The sequence below is a fragment of the Providencia sp. PROV268 genome (assembly GCF_028477805.1).
GTDB classification, from domain to species: Bacteria; Pseudomonadota; Gammaproteobacteria; order Enterobacterales; family Enterobacteriaceae; genus Providencia; species Providencia stuartii.
In genome coordinates this window covers 242,426-259,465 of the sequence record NZ_JAMPLW010000012.1, presented here as the reverse complement: position 1 = coordinate 259,465, position 17,040 = coordinate 242,426, and the positions used below count along the sequence as shown (strand labels likewise).

Genomic DNA, 17,040 nt, shown 5'->3' with positions numbered 1-17,040 from the left:
AGATCCGTTAATATCAAAAAACTTTGGTATGGAAGCCACCTTTGTGCTTGATAACAATGCACCAGCGACTTTTGATGGTGGCTATGAAAAAAAATCAGGAGATATAAATGAGCAGTTAATATTATTTCCGTTGATTAGCGAGCGATTTATAGGGGGGCATGTCAAACAATTTTGGTTAATAGCTAAATATGAAACTATGACCTATAAAGTAATAAACACTCAAAATATTAATATAAATATTGATTATAGGTCTAACATAAAAAGTTACTGGGTTGGGGCAAAAAAGAAAGGCGAAGATTCTTTTTTAAAGTATCCAAATGGCGATGTTATTCTTAATTCTGAAGTTGAACCTGAGTATAAAAAACTACTTGAAATATCAGAATCCATGATCCAAAAATAAAAACACTAACTTATACACATTATATGGATGTAATATTTTTATATGAAATGTGAAACACTCCCCATTATTACCTCTTTGCTTTCTTTGTTGTTTATGTCTGATGCACTTGCTTTAAAAGCGTGCTCAAATGAGCAGAGAAATATTAACAAACAGAACGCTTATATAATTACCGGTGATATTTTTTATGGTCCCGTAAAATCTGTAAAAACCATACACACGAGACCTGAAAATAAATACGGTAAAACCGATAATGGAACAAGAGTATATCAATTCTCAGATTGTAATGAGCTGACTGAATTCAGCTGGGAATCTCAAAGAGTCATATCACCGTCGGATTCTGTAACCTTTGTTTCAGACGAGGAATTAATTGGCAGTAATCCTTACCATGTTAAAGCTGTCTCTGACTTCAGTGCCTCCAGTAACTCCAGCTATACCAATGCCAGCTTATTTTATTACACTGATAGCAATGGGCGGATTATCAAAAATGAGGAAATAGTTCTGACTAAAAACAGAGTCTTTTCTGATGCCGATGAAGAAAATAAACGCCGTGAATTGTCAGAAAATTCAGACGATACTTTTTCTGTTTCAGTTATTAACTGGAATAATGGACTTATTAATAACAGGGTTGGTGAGCAATATGGCGCAAAAATAGCATTTCAATATAACTATAATCATCTGAATAAACTGGAAAGTGTTATTGATTCTGAGTCTGATAAACCTGTGAATGTCTTTTTACAAAAGATAAAATATTACTATGATTCAAAAGGCTTTCCCAATGAAACGGTGTCAGAGTTGTATGAAAATGGTCAGCTTTACAGCTTTGATACGATAAAATGTCAGGAAAAAGATTTACATGGAAATTGTTTGATGACAACCACTACTACGACCAAGACAAAATTTAAGCCTGAGATCACAAAAACCACACAATATATCTATACCTATTACTAAGTATTCATTTGAGTGATGGATACGGTCACCAGTGTCCCTTTTGATATCAATATGGATAATTGGCTCTTTGATATATACAGCCCATTGGGGACTATGAAAGTCTGGACTTGGGCTGACACTGATAATGTGGATACGTCAAAATTGCTTGGTAATTATACTTAAACACTGGCTTTTCCAATAAATTAAATACCGTAAATAATCCTCTCCATCCTCTTACAGCCCATGCACCAAGGGGGTCATGCTTTTATGGGGTAAATCAGGCCACTCACCAATTCCTCTTGTCTGATGAATATTTTCCTCACTTAGACTTTCCCAGCCAGCCTCACTCGGCACCCATAAACCTTGCCACTCTTCATGTGCTATACGAGGAAGTTTCCAACAAGGCTGATAACTAATTCGTCCATGTTGTCGTAACACGTCCAATGGAGTTTCAGGACGCAGTGTGGCAAGGAAACGGTAAAAACTGGCGTTGTTGCGGAGTGTATCCTGATAAATGTCATCGCTGTGGGTATCAATCAAATATTCAAACGGTGAAACAGATTTCAATATATTGGCTGTACCGCCTTCAATAATGGAGTTATATAAACGAGGTATGAAGTTACATCCTCAAACCCAAGAAAAATTGGATTTAATTAATAAAACTGCAATGTATTTAATTGGAACTGGATTTAGAGAATATAAAAAAATTGGCTGTTTATTTTTTGGAGTTACATAATGAATGCTATGATAAAATAAAGCATGATTTTTCTTTGGTCGAAAGCATGGTAGATTTAGTATTAAGGGAATTAAATAGATTTGGTTATAAACTAGAAAAAATGAAAAAAGTAGAGTCTAGTTTACATGATCATACCCATGTAATTTATGCAACTGCATGCGATTATTTTGTTTGTAGGAATAAGCGTCTTATAGATAAAGCTAAAGCAACATACAAGTACCTAGGTGTTAATATTCAAGTTGTGGATGGCAATGAGAGTGAATGGTGGAAGAAATTATCGTTTTAATAGGGTAATTTTGCATGGAGTCATTTTTAGGTAGTAATCTTATTTTGAAAGCCAAAGTGAGAATGTGCTAATGGTAATTAATTTGACTGTTCAAGTATACCTGTTTTGATTTTTTTATTTTCACAAATGTATATTTTTAAGGGCTCATGAATATGAAAGAAAAAATAAAAAATCACTTATTGGATGATGCCCTTAAAGAGTTAAGTTGTGTGGTATATACTGGAATGGGTCTATATCTCGGATGCATCGAGGATATTTATTAGAATTATTAAATGAACATGGTTTTACAGTAAAAATGTCAGAAGTTCTTCCCCATTGGGAGCATGTTTTTTATACGTCAAAGTATTCATATAATGAAGTATTAAAGATAGCCAAGGATAGAGCTAAAAACAGTGGTTTTTAAATTGATATCTAGCTTTAAGGTTATAGTTTCGCCATAAGATCTATGTTGCCATATCAACCAACGATGATAAAATGCACTATCGCCCGTTTGAAGTGAGACTACCATGAAAAAGAATGAATTAATTCAAGCAACAAGACCAACTCGTACTCAACTCATTCGATCGGTAGCAACCTCTACAGCGATTGAAACAGGGCAGGACTCCCGTCGCCTTGAAGAAGAGATGAAAGCTAAGCGTGAGAAGTTCGGGCATTTGAAACTGGCGATTTAGTTCTCTTTCAAGGCTTCATTAACCCAATATTTCATGGGTTCATAGTTAAGGTTTAGCCCTGCGTGGATTGCTGCAATGTATTGCTCGGGTTGTTGAGTCCAACTTTCGTAGTCTAACGGTTGAAACCCAGCTTGTACCGCCATCACATCGGCGAGTAAGCGCGATAAGCGCCCATTTCCTTCCCTAAACGGATGTATCAGAATTAACTCCACATGCACTGTGGCAATAGCTTCTATGACCTGTTCTCGGCTCATATTGGTGCAAGGCGTGTACTTCGCTAGATACTCTTTTTCAAATTGAGCAAGTAACTTTGCAACACGACCCGCAGGGGCAAACATAAAGCCACCTTTGCTAATATTCACTGTGCGTAATTGACCAGCCCACTCGTAAACATTCCCTAACCATTGGCGGTGCCAACGCTGAATAAGAGATACAGTAATTTGCTCAGTGGGGAATTGTTCTTCAAAAATGACTTGATACAGTTTTTCTAACAGGACAAGCTCTGCATCATTGATATCATCAACGTTTGAAAGTCCTAGCTTGTTAGCCAGTACCTCTTCATCAGAGCCGTCAGCAAATTTTCCTTCGCTGTTAGATACATCATATCTATTCATTTAAGCGTGTTCTTTTGGTATGGGTATGAATTTTGTACGTTATCATGCTAAAAACATCAAATAAATAATAACTACCTATAAATCAACGGATTAATTAAGTGTAGGTTAAATTGTAGATTTTTCTAAAAAATTCATAAATATCGTTATATTTCAAAGCTAACACACCCATGCATCATGGTTTTAATTCAAAATTGGCTCGTTTTACCCAAATATCAAGTTTATCAGCCCAATCTTGCATCATGATTTTGCGCTCTTCAAGATAAGTTGCATGGTTATATGAATGTCTAACACTATTTGAGTCCATATGGGCTAACTGTGCTTCGATAGCATCAGGTCTATATCCAAGCTCATTTAATCGTGTGCTGCCTGTTGTGCGTGTCGCATGAGGGCTATATATAGCACTCCAACCTCTCGTTTTAAGAAATTGCCTTAGTGAGTTGGTAGACATCGGTTTTATGACAAGAATCCCGACCGGGAAATAAATGTTTACGGCTGCCAGTAAAACCATAAAGAGATTTTAGAATCGCAATAGCTTGTGTAGGTAGAGGAACAATATGTTCTCTTCGTGCTTTCATTCGCTCAGCTGGAATTGTCCAAAGTGCATTATCAAGATCGAATTCAGACCATTCAGCCTCAGCGATTTCAGATGGACGAGAAAGCGTCCACCACAATAGTTCAGTTGAAAGGTGCCACGGCTATTATCAAAGTTATTGAGTAATTGACCTATTTGATCTGTAGTGAGGGCTTTTTTATGTTGAGTTTTGTTTGCTGGGAGAGCTTTTCTTATTGCCCATACAGGATCGCTATCAGCTCTTAATGTGGCAACAGCAAATTCAAAAATCGAAGATATCGTCCGTTTAGCTTCAGCAGCAACTGTTGGAACACCTCTTTGAACTTCACGCTGCAATATTTTGAGAATATGGTGAGATGTAATTTCTCTTATTGGTCATTGCCGATAGAAGGAAATACAATGCGCTCCAACATATCAAGGCGACGGTATTTTGTCACATCAGCCTAATCTTTCATTTCAACCATTCTTTTGAGATGATTTGAAATATATTTGCAGATTCGTTCGCTTTTCTGATCCTGTCTAGTTGCTTAGCTTGTGTTGGATTAATTCCTTCTGATACGAGTTTTCTGGCATCATCACATTTAGATCTGGCTTCAGCTAGTGTTATTAATGGGGAGTTACCTAATGCAAGCATGCTTGATTTTCCATTTATTTGAAAACGGAATCGCCATGCTTTTTTTACCATTAGGTTTCATTTTAAGGTACAAACCGTTGAATTCATTGATACGATAAAGTTTTTCTTTAGGTTTTGCAGTTCTGCATTTTGTATCAGTAAGCATAATAAGTTCAACTAGTTATGTAAGTTGATATTATTATACTCACTTAAAAAGGGAGGATAAATAAGTTGTACCCAGTTACATACTCATTTAGTCACGAGCTTTTATGAAACTTAATGAGGCATAAAAAAGCATAAAACCCAGTTAATATCATGAATTTTATGCTGTTTTATTATGATTTGATACTTTGTGAAATAATATAAGGCTAAAGCGCAGGCTTACACATTAAACAAGAAGTTCAGCACATCGCCATCTTGAACAATGTAATCTTTACCTTCTGCACGCATTCTACCGGCTTCTTTAGCGCCTTGCTCACCGCGGTATTTAATAAAATCATCAAATGCGATAGTTTGAGCTCGAATAAAGCCTTTTTCAAAGTCAGTATGGATCTTACCGGCGGCTTGTGGGGCTGTTGCACCGACAGGGATCGTCCATGCGCGAACTTCTTTCACGCCAGCAGTAAAATAAGTTTGTAGGTTCAATAACTGATAACCTGCACGGATCACGCGGTTTAAACCAGGCTCTTCAATGCCAAGATCTGCCATAAACTCATCACGCTCCTCATCTTCCAATTCAGCGATATCTGATTCGATAGCGGCACAAACAGGAACGACGACAGAACCTTCTGATTCAGCAATTTTATTTACCGTATCTAAATAAGGATTATTTTCAAAGCCATCTTCATTAACATTCGCAATATACATTGTTGGTTTGAGTGTTAAGAAACTTAAATAACGGATCAGTGCTTTTTCTTCTGCGCTAAGATCTAAAGTACGCAGCATGCCTGCGTTTTCAAGATGGGGTAAGCACTTCTCTAATACTTCTAATTCTGCTTTAGCATCTTTATCGCCACCTTTTGCACGCTTTTGTATGCGATGTATTGCGCGTTCACAGGTATCAAGGTCAGCGAGCGCTAATTCGGTATTGATAACCTCAATGTCCTCAGCAGGGTTAACTTGACCTGCCACATGGATGATATTGTCGTTTTCAAAGCAACGCACTACGTGGCCGATAGCTTCCGTTTCACGGATATTAGTCAGGAACTGGTTACCTAAACCTTCTCCTTTTGAGGCGCCTTTGACTAAACCCGCGATATCAACGAATTCCATCGTAGTTGGTAGAATACGTTGTGGCTTTACAATCTCAGCCAATTGGTCAAGACGTGGGTCTGGCATTGGCACAACGCCCGTATTCGGCTCAATTGTACAAAAAGGGAAGTTGGCTGCTTCGATGCCGGCTTTGGTCAACGCATTAAACAGTGTAGATTTACCCACGTTAGGCAGACCAACGATACCGCATTTAAAACCCATATGTTTCTCACCTTAAAAATAGCAAGGGGCAGGCGAGCGCTGCTCCTGAATGTTAGAAAATTGGCGCTGATTATACACAAAAAGTTGTTTTTGATGAAATGAACTCTTTACGTACACTGATTTTACGCTGTTGCTTTAAAACTATGTAGGCGATTTATCGCTTTATCCATCCCATCACTAAGTAAGATATCTGTGCACCTTAAGGACTCATCAATCGCTTCATCGATAAGTTTTTGCTCAGATGCAGGTGGTTTGCCTAAAACAAAACCAACAACTTTGTTTTTATCGCCTGGATGACCAATACCTATGCGTAAACGATAAAAGTTTGGGTTATTACTAAACTTGTTTTGAATATCCTTAAGACCGTTATGCCCACCATTACTGCCGCCTAATTTCATTTTTGCAACACCGGGGGGTAAATCTAATTCATCATGCGCGACTAAAATTTCATCAGGGTTAATGCGATAGAAGTTAGCAACAGCCAGAACCGATTTACCACTCAAATTCATAAAGGTGGTTGGAACAAGTAACCGAACATCGTTGCCATTAAGGTTGATACGGGCGGTATAACCGAAAAATTTTGCTTCTTCTTTTAAAGATTGGTTATGGCGTTCGGCAAGTAAGTCAACATACCATGCTCCAGCATTATGACGAGTTTGGGCGTATTCAGCACCTGGGTTGGCGAGGCCAACAATTAGTTTTATTTTGCTCACGGCTAATTATTCACTGTCAGTTAAGTCAAAAAATTATATCTAGTTTACCTTGTGATAGGGGGATGTACAAAATTGAAATAGGGCAATGGGGTGTTTATTTAGTTCCGTATGAAACTATTCGGGAAAAATATTTTTAAAAAAAGCATCTTTTGTACAGAAATTATGGGAAAAGTCTCACCATGTGATAGCCATCGCAAACAATTTTACTTATTACACTATAATAATCATATAACAATATAATTTTTTCGAATATTTCAATTATGCTTTGCTTATCAGTCTACTGAGATAGGAGGTAGATATGAAACGTAAAACAGCAGTTTTGGTTGGTAATATTTTGATGGCGTTAGGGCTAATCGTTATGATAGGAAGTATTGCACTGAACCTATCTTCCCATATATTTAGTCTCAATTTACCGGACATGATCACAATGGGCTCCTTGTTTGGCATCTTTGTTGGTGCGATGATCTGGTTAACTGGAGCGAGAATTGGCGTTAGAGAAAAAATTGCTGACCGTTACTGGCTAATAAAACATTATCCACATTCAAATAAAGATAACCATCGTTATCCATAATATTTGTTTTTAATTTATGTGGTACTAACAATATTAGTTGATCTTATTTAGCAACGAAGGGTGATTTCATATTTTAGATAATCACTCTTTTGTTTTTTTATTCACCTCTAACTCTCTCTTCTTTCGTGCGTATTTTATCACCATGGTAATATGAAAAATTAAGCCAACGAAGTTGCCTATAGGCTATGGTGAGTAAAAATGAATGGATAAATAAAGCCCCTACGGTTGATATTCAACCGTAGGGGCGCTACTTAAATTATGACATTTCTTTGATTTTCAAAGCAATATAGAAAAACGAGGTATTGCTACCTCGTTAATTAATTCTTAGTGCTCGAACATCGCAGAAATTGACTCTTCATTGCTAATACGGCGAATTGCTTCGGCCAGCATGCCTGAAAGTGTCAGCGTGCGAACTTTGTTCAATGCTTTAATTTCAGGTGAAAGAGGGATTGTGTCACAAACAATGACTTCATCAATGACTGAATTTTTGATGTTGTCTACGGCATTACCTGAGAAAATCGGGTGAGTTGCGTATGCAAATACGCGTTTTGCACCACGCTCTTTCAGAGCTTCAGCCGCTTTACACAGCGTGCCACCAGTATCTATCATATCGTCGACTAAAATGCAGTCACGACCAGAAACATCACCAATGATGTGCATCACTTGGGAAACGTTCGCACGAGGACGACGTTTATCGATGATTGCCATATCAGTGTCATTTAACAGTTTCGCAATTGCTCTAGCACGGACGACGCCGCCGATGTCTGGAGATACAACGATTGGGTTTTCCAAATCTTTCTGCAACATATCTTCCAGAAGAATAGGGCTACCGAATACGTTATCAACAGGAACATCAAAGAAGCCCTGGATCTGCTCAGCGTGTAGGTCAACGGTGAGAACACGGTCAACACCTACACTGGACAGAAAATCGGCAACAACTTTAGCGGTGATTGGTACACGGGCAGAACGTACGCGACGATCCTGTCTAGCATAACCGAAGTAAGGGATAACAGCGGTAATACGACCAGCAGATGCACGGCGCAGCGCATCGACCATAACAACCAGTTCCATCAGGTTATCATTGGTTGGTGCACAGGTTGACTGGATGATAAAGATATCACCACCGCGAACATTTTCATTAATTTGAACACTGACTTCGCCGTCGCTAAAACGACCAACAGCCGCGTCTCCAAGATTAGTGTAAAGGCGGTTAGCAACACGTTGTGCTAGTTCCGGTGTAGCGTTACCAGCAAAAAGCTTCATATCGGGCACGAGAAAAACCTCAGGCTTGCGTCCAGAGAGATATTGTTGACCAATAACCGATGCTAAATCGTTATTATTGGTGCAATACACGGGTTATCCCAGCGCGGAATTTGTGCAACGGCGATTCGTTCACCCCTTGAGCGACGAAACCATGCACCCACGATGGGGCTTTATTTAACACCTTAAGGGCATCCGCTTGTGTTTCAAATTCAGAAAAAACACAAGCACCTGTCCCTGTAAGGCGAGACGGGGCATATTCTAACAGCCAAGAAACGAGCTGTTCAACCTCACGAAAACGTTTTCTTGCAATTGGTTCGCAATCATTTGCGTACGGAGCCAGTAATAATGCGGCTAGTGAGCGTTTTGGAGAATTTCGATTTAATTGCGGATCTGTGAAGATCATCGGAGTTGAGATTTCAATTCCTGGATGTGCAACCAGATACCATTTCTCTTTAGGCGAGGCTGGAGTCAAAATTTCACCTATTCCTTCCGCAAAAGCGGCATGGCCTCGCACAAAAACGGGAACGTCTGCTCCAAGGCTTTTACCTAGCTCCGCTAACACGTCATCACTCACTGCTGTTCCCCAGTGAGTATTTAATGCAATAAGTGTGGTGGCCGCATTGGAAGAGCCTCCACCGATACCGCCGCCCATTGGCAATATTTTATTGATTTTGATATCTGCCCCGAGAGGTTCTGAATAGCCTAAAGTATCACGGCAGTAGTGTTGTAATAATTTTGCGGCTTTGACGATTAAGTTTTGTTCTGGTTCTACTCCCTCCATTGGCGTGAGTAGATTGATGTGATCGTCTGCCCGCGTGGTGATGGTAATGTCGTCACCGTAATCAAGAAATTGAAACAGTGTTTGTAATTCGTGATAGCCGTCTGCTCGACGGCCTGTGATATAGAGAAAAAGGTTCAATTTAGCAGGGGAAGGCCATGTTAACGTCATTTTTGTAAAGTCCAGCTATCCATTTTTAGCTTAATTAGGCGCGAACCCTGACGTAATTCAAGGTTGCTTGGTAACATTGGAGTGGTATTCATATTGTAAGAAAGATAGTTAAGCTGCCACTTTTCACCATTGGTTTGCTGTAATGTTACAGATTTTAGGAGGTGGTTTTTATCCAGCGTAAATTGTGTTGCGCGCCCAGGTGAGCCAGTTAACCAAGCGGTCAGGTCCTCAAGCGGGATCTCCATGCCAGTAAGTTGATAAATCAGCTCGGAAGGAACATCACTCATATGCGTTTGCCCATCTTTTGTGGTTAAACGCGCTAAATCAGGTTCAACGGTGAGCTCTAACTCGCGGCTGCCGAGTGGGTTTGTCAACAATAAACGATATTTTTCAGGTGTATACTGCTGCCAGAAGAATTTAGCATAGGTTTTACTACCATCAAATTCATAGGCAAAAGAACCGCGAGTTTGATAATTGCGAAGTGCGTTGACTTCTTGTAAATGGGTTTTCCATTGTGGATCAGACGCGGAACCTGTACCAGACGTTGTTGTTTGTTGAGTGGTCACACAAGCCGTCAGCAATAAGCAAGAAAGCGGCAATAAACGCCAAAAACGCTTTGCGGTGGAAGGAGCGAAACAAGACCAAGTAGTGAACAGTTGCATAGCGACTCTCAAAAATCATTGAGTAAAAAGTAAATAGGTTTTATCAAAGCTGATACCCACTGAAGTGTAACGTGTTATTGCAATTTAGAAAAATGACTCACTGGATAATATGGTGCGACAGTGGGCAAAATATTGCGTTAAAACAGCTAAATGATCAATCGGATTGAAGAAGTTTTGCCTATTTATACAATTGGTCAATGAGTATCGATAGTTTGATTCATCAGTTGACAGATGACAATCGCAGCATATCTCATTGATATTGATAATTTCTTAATAAGTATAATAAAAAAGGGTACATCTCCGATATAAAGCGGTGTAGAATAGCAATACTAATAGTGTTGAATTCGGCTAAATCGTCAGCAGTTTTCTATGGAAAAAGTTTGGTAGTGATCATCTTTATGGTTTTCATTATTCGCGGGGCATAGAAAGCGGGGCGGAGATCATCTACAATAGTCGATAAACAAATAACAGTAGTGTGGTTATACTACTGGATAAATAATTAGCAATGTGAGCAATGTAGTTAAGCACAATGACCCTATTAGCCCTAGGCATTAATCATAAAACGGCGCCAGTAGCCCTTCGTGAACGGGTGGCTTTTGGACCAGAAAAAATCGACCATGCTCTTGAGGAGTTGCTTAAGCAACCTCAGGTGAGCGGTGGCGTTGTGCTGTCGACCTGTAATAGAACTGAGTTGTATTTGAGCCTTGAATCACAAGAACAAGCTCAAGAACAGCTTATCCAGTGGTTATGCAAGTTTCACAATATTACAGATAAAGATTTAAAACCGAGTCTGTACTGGCATGAAGGTGACCGAGCAGTCAGTCACCTTATGCGGGTTGCAAGTGGGTTGGATTCTTTAGTTTTAGGTGAACCGCAAATCCTTGGGCAGGTTAAAAAAGCGTTCGCCCTTTCTCAAGACAACCATTCTTTGTCGAGCGAATTAGAGCGTTTATTTCAAAAATCATTTTCTGTCGCTAAACGCATTCGTACCGAAACAGAGATCGGAGCGAATGCGGTTTCCGTTGCATTCGCCGCTTGTACATTAGCAAGGCAAATTTTTGAGTCACTCAAACATTTGAATATTTTGTTAGTGGGAGCAGGGGAAACAATTGAATTGGTGGCACGCCATTTACGCGAGCATGGTGTGCAGAAGATGATGATCGCTAACCGTTCTCGTGAAAGAGCGGAGTTATTAGCTAATGAGGTTAATGCGGAAGTGATCACGCTGTCTGATATTGATACACGTTTGGCTCAAGCCGATATTGTGATCAGTTCAACAGCAAGTCCGTTACCGATTATAGGCAAAGGCATGGTAGAGCGTGCGATGAAAGTGCGTCGCAGCAAACCCATGTTGTTAATTGATATTGCGGTTCCTCGTGATATCGAGCCTGATATTGAAAAACTCAGAGATGTTTACCTGTATACGGTGGATGATCTTGAGTCGATAATTCAGCAAAACCTTGCTCAGCGCAAAGCCGCAGCGGTTGAAGCAGAATTTATCGTGGAACAAGAAAGCAGCCATTTCATGGATTGGTTGCGCTCGCAAGCCGCAGTGTCTACAATTCGCGATTACAGAGCGCAGGCTGAGGCAATCCGCGCGGGGATGACAGAAAAAGCACTCGCGGCAATTAGTCAGGGTGCAGACCCTGAACAAGTTATTACACAACTTACCCAACAATTGACCAACCGCCTGATCCATGCACCAACAAAATCTTTACAGCAAGCCGCTGGAGATGGTGACTTGGAACGCCTGAATCTACTTAGGGACAGCTTAGGGCTGAACCATCAATAACCACATTTTAATCATGGGTCTGATATAACGAATGAAGCCTTCTATTGTCGCAAAACTGGAAGCATTACAGGAACGCTATGAAGAAATTCAAGCACACCTCGCCGATGCAGGTGTGATTGCTGATCAGGGACGCTTTCGTGCCTTATCAAAAGAGTATGCTCAACTGACAGATGTCGCCAAATGCTTTACGGCATGGCGGACTGTTCAGGAAGATATCGAAACAGCAGAGATGATGTTAGATGATCCTGAAATGAAAGAGATGGCTCAAGAAGAGCTAAAAGAAGCGAAAGCGCGCAATGAAGAGCTTGAACAGCAATTACAACTGTTGTTGCTGCCAAAAGATCCTGATGATGAATACAACTGTTTCCTTGAAATTCGTGCAGGGGCTGGTGGAGACGAAGCGGCTATTTTTGCGGGTGATCTATTCCGTATGTATAGCCGTTATGCCGAGGCTAACCGTTGGCGTGTTGAGTTAATGAGCACTAGTGATGGTGAGCATGGTGGCTTCAAAGAAGTGATTGCAAAAATTTCCGGTGAAAGCGTTTATGGTCGCTTGAAATTCGAATCTGGTGGTCATCGTGTACAACGTGTGCCAGAAACGGAATCACAAGGACGTATTCATACATCAGCTTGTACCGTCGCTATCCTTCCTGAATTACCGGAAGCGGAATTACCTGAAATCAACCCAGCAGATTTACGTATTGATACATTCCGCTCTTCGGGAGCGGGTGGACAGCACGTTAACACAACTGACTCCGCAATCCGTATTACCCATATTCCAACGGGTATTGTGGTTGAATGTCAGGATGAACGTTCACAGCATAAGAACAAAGCAAAAGCGATGTCTGTATTAGGTGCTCGTATCCGTCAAGCAGAAATGGATAAGCGTCAAGCCGCTGAAGCCTCGGAACGACGTAACTTATTAGGTTCTGGTGACCGTTCTGACCGTATTCGTACCTATAACTTCCCTCAAGGTAGGGTGACCGATCACCGTATCAATTTGACGTTGTATCGTTTAGATGAAGTGATGGAAGGGAAGCTGGATGCGTTAATTCAGCCGATTATCAACGAATATCAAGCAGATCAACTGTCTGCATTGTCTGAGCAAGATTAATGCAATACGGCGAGTGGGTTGACCAAGCAGTCGCAAGGCTGCCGATGAGTGATAGTGCTAAACGAGATGCGGAAATCCTGCTTCAACACATTACAGGGCGGAGTCGTACCTTTATTTTTGCATTTGCAGAAACAGAGTTAACACAGCCTGAGTATGAAGCACTTGAATCACTATTATGTCGTCGTGAGCAAGGTGAACCCATCGCCTATATTATTGGTGAGCGTGAATTTTGGTCATTGCCTTTATTTGTCTCGCCAGCCACTTTGATTCCCCGTCCTGATACTGAATGTCTAGTTGAACAGGCCCTAGCACGGCTTCCGGCTCAGCGCTGCCAAATACTTGATCTTGGCACAGGGACAGGCGCTATTGCTTTGGCGATCGCCTCTGAACGTCCAGACAGCGTGATTATCGGTATTGATTTTAATCTGGATGCTGTTTCTTTAGCACAGCGTAATCAGCAACGTCTGGCGCTTAATAATGTACAGTTTCTACAAAGTGATTGGTTTACCTCACTGTCTTGCCAACATTTTGATATGATTGTGAGTAATCCACCTTATATTGATGGAAATGATGACCATTTGCAGCAAGGCGATGTTAGATTCGAACCTTTAACCGCTTTAGTGGCAGATAATCACGGACTGTCAGATTTAGACCATATTGTGTCTACATCGAGATCATACCTTAACCCACAAGGTTGGTTACTTGTTGAGCATGGATGGCAACAAGGTGCCGCAGTTCGTGAGTTATTCAAACAGTATGGATATAGCAATATTGAAACCTGTCTAGATTATGGTGGCCGAGATAGAATTTCGCTTGGGCAGTGGAATAAATCAGTGGAAATGTGATGAAAACCATAGCAAATATTGAATTTAACAAAATACCTTTGAGTGAAGGTATTATGATAGTTTCCCAAAGTATTCGTATCGATTTTCCTCTTATGCAAGTACAGGCTCGATTGGATAGCTTGGTTGAGGCAGCCAAAGCGGTTATTGATTTACAAGCGGATAATGAAAGTAAAATTAATCAACTAATAACGCTTTTTTATCATCAATGGCAATTTGGTGGTGCTGACGGCATCTATGCATTATCCGACATGCTTTGGCTAGATAAAGTCTTAGCAACGAAGCGTGGAACACCGGTCTCTTTAGGTTCCATTTTCCTTTATATTGCTGAGAAATTAGAGATTGATATCGAACCCGCCGTGTTTCCAACTCAGCTGTTATTACTGGCTCAGAAAGAGGATGGTTCACAATGGTTTATTAACCCAGTCAATGGGGAAACCTTGACATGGCATACGCTCAATTTGTGGCTTAAAGGAACCGTGGATCCCTACTCTGAGTTGGGTGAGGATCAACTTGATGTTGCGGAAAACAGTGTGATCATTCGTAAGTTATTTGACACGCTGAAAGCCTCTTTAATGGAAGAGAAAAAAATGGAGTTAGCGTTAAAGGTCTGTGAGACGCTATTAACGTTAGATCCTGAAGACCCTTATGAAATTCGCGACCGTGGATTAATTCTTGCACATTTAGATTGTAACCATGTGGCGTTGAATGATTTAAACTATTTTATTGAACACTGCCCAGAAGATCCTATTTCTGAAATGATTAAAATTCAGATATATTCATTAGATAATCATCCAGTAGTGTTACATTAATTTATGCACAGACAGCAAACTGTCTCGATATGAAAGGTAAGAGCATGCAACAGAAAATGGTCAGCATTGGTGATATCAAAGTCGCAAACAATCTCCCTTTTGTTCTTTTTGGTGGAATGAATGTCCTTGAATCCCGTGATATGGCAATGCAGGTGTGTGAGCACTATGTCACAGTGACGCAAAAGCTAGGCATTCCTTACGTATTTAAAGCGTCTTTTGATAAAGCTAACCGTTCATCAATTCATTCATATCGTGGCCCAGGCCTTGATGAAGGGATGAAAATCTTTCAAGAGTTGAAAGAAACCTTTGGCGTGAAAATCATTACTGATGTGCATGAGCCATCTCAAGCTCAACCTGTTGCTGAAGTGGTGGATGTTATCCAATTACCTGCATTTTTAGCTCGTCAGACTGATCTGGTTGCAGCAATGGCGAAAACTGATGCCGTGATCAATATTAAAAAACCACAGTTTATTAGCCCAGGCCAAATTGGCAATATCGTAGAAAAGTTCATTGAAGGTGGTAATGATAAAGTCATCTTATGTGATCGTGGCGCTAATTTTGGTTATGATAACCTAGTTGTTGATATGCTTGGTTTTAATGTCATGATGCAAGCTTCAAATGGTTGTCCAGTTATTTTTGATGTTACCCATTCTCTGCAATGTCGTGACCCATTTGGCGCTGCTTCTGGTGGTCGTCGTGCTCAAGTGGCTGAATTGGCCAGAGCAGGCATGGCCGTTGGGTTAGCAGGGCTATTCCTTGAAGCGCATCCAGATCCTGACAGTGCTCGTTGTGATGGCCCGTCAGCACTACCACTTGCTAAATTAGAGCCTTTCTTACAGCAAATCAAAGCGATTGATGAGTTAGTAAAAAGCTTCCCTGAGTTAGATACGAGTCGTTAATCTCGGTTTGCAATGCAACTGAACCAAGTTGTCTCCATGTTCGGCGCTGATCTTCAGCGCCGTTATGGCGAGAAAATTCACAAAATAACATTACATGGTGGTTTTAGCTGCCCGAACCGCGATGGTACTCTTGGGCGAGGTGGTTGCACCTTTTGTAATGTCTCCTCTTTCTCTGATGAAACGCAATCGACTCAATCGATTAGTGAGCAAATTCGTCATCAAAAAGCCAAAATCACGCGAGCCAGTCGCTATCTAGCTTATTTCCAAGCCTATACCAGCACTTATGCTGAAGTGTGTTTACTACAGCAGTTGTATGAGGAAGCTCTTAAGCAGGCGAATATTATTGGATTATGTGTTGGCACGCGTCCGGATTGTGTGCCACAAGAAGTGCTCTCTTTATTAAGTGGCTATCGAGAGCATGGGTATGAAATATGGTTGGAATTGGGCTTACAAAGCGCACATGATAAAACACTTCATCGCATTAACCGAGGGCATGGTTTCGCCGAATATCAAAAAACCGTAACGAAAGCAAGGCAACTCGGACTTAAGGTTTGCACGCATCTTATTTGTGGCTTACCGGGTGAAAGCACTTTAATGAATATGCAGACATTAGAAAAAGTGCTGGAGTGTGGTACGGATGGGATCAAATTACACCCTTTGCATATTGTTGAGGGGAGTATTATGGCGAAAAGTTGGCGAGCAGGGCGATTAGCGCCGATGACCTTAACTGACTATACCCAAGTGGCTGGAGAACTGATCCGCTATACACCTACCGATGTGGTTTATCACCGTATTTGTGCCAGTGCGCGCCGACCAACATTATTAGCCCCAGAGTGGTGTGAAAACCGCTGGTTAGGCATGAATAGTCTATACCAATATCTACTCACGCATGGTGGACAAGGCTCCGCACTTTAATGGTCATTAATAAGCCGAGTATGGTTTCTTATTTTGTTAATACTAACCATTGAAAATAGAGATCTGTTGGTGGTAGAGGAGAGATGGTTAGGCATGTGACAGGGTAGCAGTCACAAACAACGTAACTCAGCATACCCCGTCAGAGATTATTTAGCGTTTGTTCCTAGATTAGCATTATAAATTAGCCACTCCCGCGCTTTTTGGTTGTGGCTCATTT

17 protein-coding genes and 2 pseudogenes are annotated in these 17,040 nt (G+C 40.7%); 11 read left to right on the top strand and 8 right to left on the bottom strand.

Annotated elements, in window-relative coordinates; all coding sequences use genetic code 11:
• Together PR699_RS11105 and PR699_RS11100 are read left to right on the top strand one after the other, a co-directional pair.
• Positions 1-400 (top strand): annotated as a pseudogene (locus PR699_RS11105) (hypothetical protein); the annotation flags it as partial.
• A gap of 42 nt (positions 401-442) precedes the next feature.
• Positions 443-1,348, top strand: coding sequence for a hypothetical protein (locus PR699_RS11100; RefSeq protein ID WP_014658265.1), 906 nt, complete (start codon positions 443-445; stop codon positions 1,346-1,348).
• A gap of 213 nt (positions 1,349-1,561) precedes the next feature.
• On the opposite strand, the gene PR699_RS11095 is transcribed toward PR699_RS11100, so the two are convergent.
• Positions 1,562-1,894, bottom strand: a complete 333-nt coding sequence (locus tag PR699_RS11095) for a hypothetical protein (RefSeq protein ID WP_014658267.1) — start codon at positions 1,892-1,894, stop codon at positions 1,562-1,564.
• A 110-nt stretch (positions 1,895-2,004) separates the two neighbouring features.
• On the opposite strand from PR699_RS11095, the gene PR699_RS11090 reads away from it, so the two are divergent.
• Positions 2,005-2,349 (top strand): hypothetical protein, encoded by a 345-nt coding sequence (locus PR699_RS11090; RefSeq protein WP_014658268.1) that lies wholly within the window; start codon positions 2,005-2,007, stop codon positions 2,347-2,349.
• Between the two features lie 506 nt (positions 2,350-2,855).
• Positions 2,856-3,020, top strand: coding sequence for a hypothetical protein (locus PR699_RS11085; RefSeq protein WP_014658269.1), 165 nt, complete (start codon positions 2,856-2,858; stop codon positions 3,018-3,020).
• On the opposite strand, the gene PR699_RS11080 is transcribed toward PR699_RS11085, so the two are convergent.
• The 4 genes and pseudogenes from PR699_RS11080 to pth form a co-directional block, all read right to left on the bottom strand.
• Positions 3,017-3,634: a Fic family protein gene (locus PR699_RS11080; RefSeq protein ID WP_014658270.1), complete on the bottom strand. Its 618-nt coding sequence runs from the start codon at positions 3,632-3,634 to the stop codon at positions 3,017-3,019. The two genes, PR699_RS11085 and PR699_RS11080, sit on opposite strands and share 4 nt — an antisense overlap.
• 172 nt (positions 3,635-3,806) lie before the next feature.
• Positions 3,807-4,984, bottom strand: a pseudogene (locus PR699_RS11075) (tyrosine-type recombinase/integrase).
• A gap of 215 nt (positions 4,985-5,199) precedes the next feature.
• On the bottom strand, positions 5,200-6,291 hold the full coding sequence (gene ychF / locus PR699_RS11070) for a redox-regulated ATPase YchF (RefSeq protein ID WP_004919376.1): 1,092 nt from the start codon (positions 6,289-6,291) through the stop codon (positions 5,200-5,202).
• A gap of 122 nt (positions 6,292-6,413) precedes the next feature.
• Entirely contained in the window at positions 6,414-7,004 is a 591-nt protein-coding gene (gene pth / locus PR699_RS11065; protein ID WP_004919378.1) for an aminoacyl-tRNA hydrolase, read from the bottom strand.
• 298 nt (positions 7,005-7,302) lie between these two features.
• On the opposite strand from pth, the gene ychH reads away from it, so the two are divergent.
• The gene (gene ychH / locus PR699_RS11060; RefSeq protein WP_272577842.1) at positions 7,303-7,575 is read left to right on the top strand and encodes a stress-induced protein YchH; all 273 of its coding nucleotides are present in this window, start codon (positions 7,303-7,305) and stop codon (positions 7,573-7,575) included.
• A gap of 324 nt (positions 7,576-7,899) precedes the next feature.
• Here the strand turns inward: ychH and prs are convergent, their stop codons facing one another.
• The 3 genes from prs to lolB all read right to left on the bottom strand — a co-directional run bounded on the left by prs (position 7,900) and on the right by lolB (position 10,449).
• A complete protein-coding gene (gene prs, locus PR699_RS11055) occupies positions 7,900-8,847 on the bottom strand; it encodes a ribose-phosphate diphosphokinase (RefSeq protein WP_006661866.1) in 948 nt (315 codons plus the stop codon).
• Between the two features lie 64 nt (positions 8,848-8,911).
• Entirely contained in the window at positions 8,912-9,787 is an 876-nt protein-coding gene (gene ispE, locus PR699_RS11050; protein ID WP_004919385.1) for a 4-(cytidine 5'-diphospho)-2-C-methyl-D-erythritol kinase, read from the bottom strand.
• Complete coding sequence (lolB, locus tag PR699_RS11045; RefSeq protein ID WP_042116548.1) at positions 9,784-10,449, bottom strand: lipoprotein insertase outer membrane protein LolB; 666 nt, start codon at positions 10,447-10,449, stop codon at positions 9,784-9,786. The genes ispE and lolB overlap by 4 nt, the downstream gene beginning before the upstream one ends.
• Positions 10,450-10,978: 529 nt before the next feature.
• Here lolB and hemA point away from each other — a divergent pair.
• Genes hemA through PR699_RS11015 form a run of 6 tightly spaced genes read left to right on the top strand, consistent with a single transcriptional unit; the run spans position 10,979 to position 16,823 of the window.
• The gene (gene hemA / locus PR699_RS11040; protein ID WP_004919391.1) at positions 10,979-12,241 is read left to right on the top strand and encodes a glutamyl-tRNA reductase; all 1,263 of its coding nucleotides are present in this window, start codon (positions 10,979-10,981) and stop codon (positions 12,239-12,241) included.
• Between the two features lie 31 nt (positions 12,242-12,272).
• Positions 12,273-13,355, top strand: a complete 1,083-nt coding sequence (gene prfA, locus PR699_RS11035) for a peptide chain release factor 1 (protein WP_004919392.1) — start codon at positions 12,273-12,275, stop codon at positions 13,353-13,355.
• Positions 13,355-14,200, top strand: coding sequence for a peptide chain release factor N(5)-glutamine methyltransferase (gene prmC / locus PR699_RS11030; protein WP_004919393.1), 846 nt, complete (start codon positions 13,355-13,357; stop codon positions 14,198-14,200). The genes prfA and prmC overlap by 1 nt, the downstream gene beginning before the upstream one ends.
• On the top strand, positions 14,200-15,009 hold the full coding sequence (gene sirB1 / locus PR699_RS11025; protein WP_004919394.1) for an invasion regulator SirB1: 810 nt from the start codon (positions 14,200-14,202) through the stop codon (positions 15,007-15,009). The genes prmC and sirB1 overlap by 1 nt, the downstream gene beginning before the upstream one ends.
• Positions 15,010-15,053: 44 nt before the next feature.
• Positions 15,054-15,908, top strand: coding sequence for a 3-deoxy-8-phosphooctulonate synthase (kdsA, locus tag PR699_RS11020; RefSeq protein WP_014658273.1), 855 nt, complete (start codon positions 15,054-15,056; stop codon positions 15,906-15,908).
• A 12-nt stretch (positions 15,909-15,920) separates the two neighbouring features.
• Entirely contained in the window at positions 15,921-16,823 is a 903-nt protein-coding gene (locus PR699_RS11015; RefSeq protein WP_014658274.1) for a TIGR01212 family radical SAM protein, read from the top strand.
• Positions 16,824-17,040 lie beyond the last annotated feature (217 nt).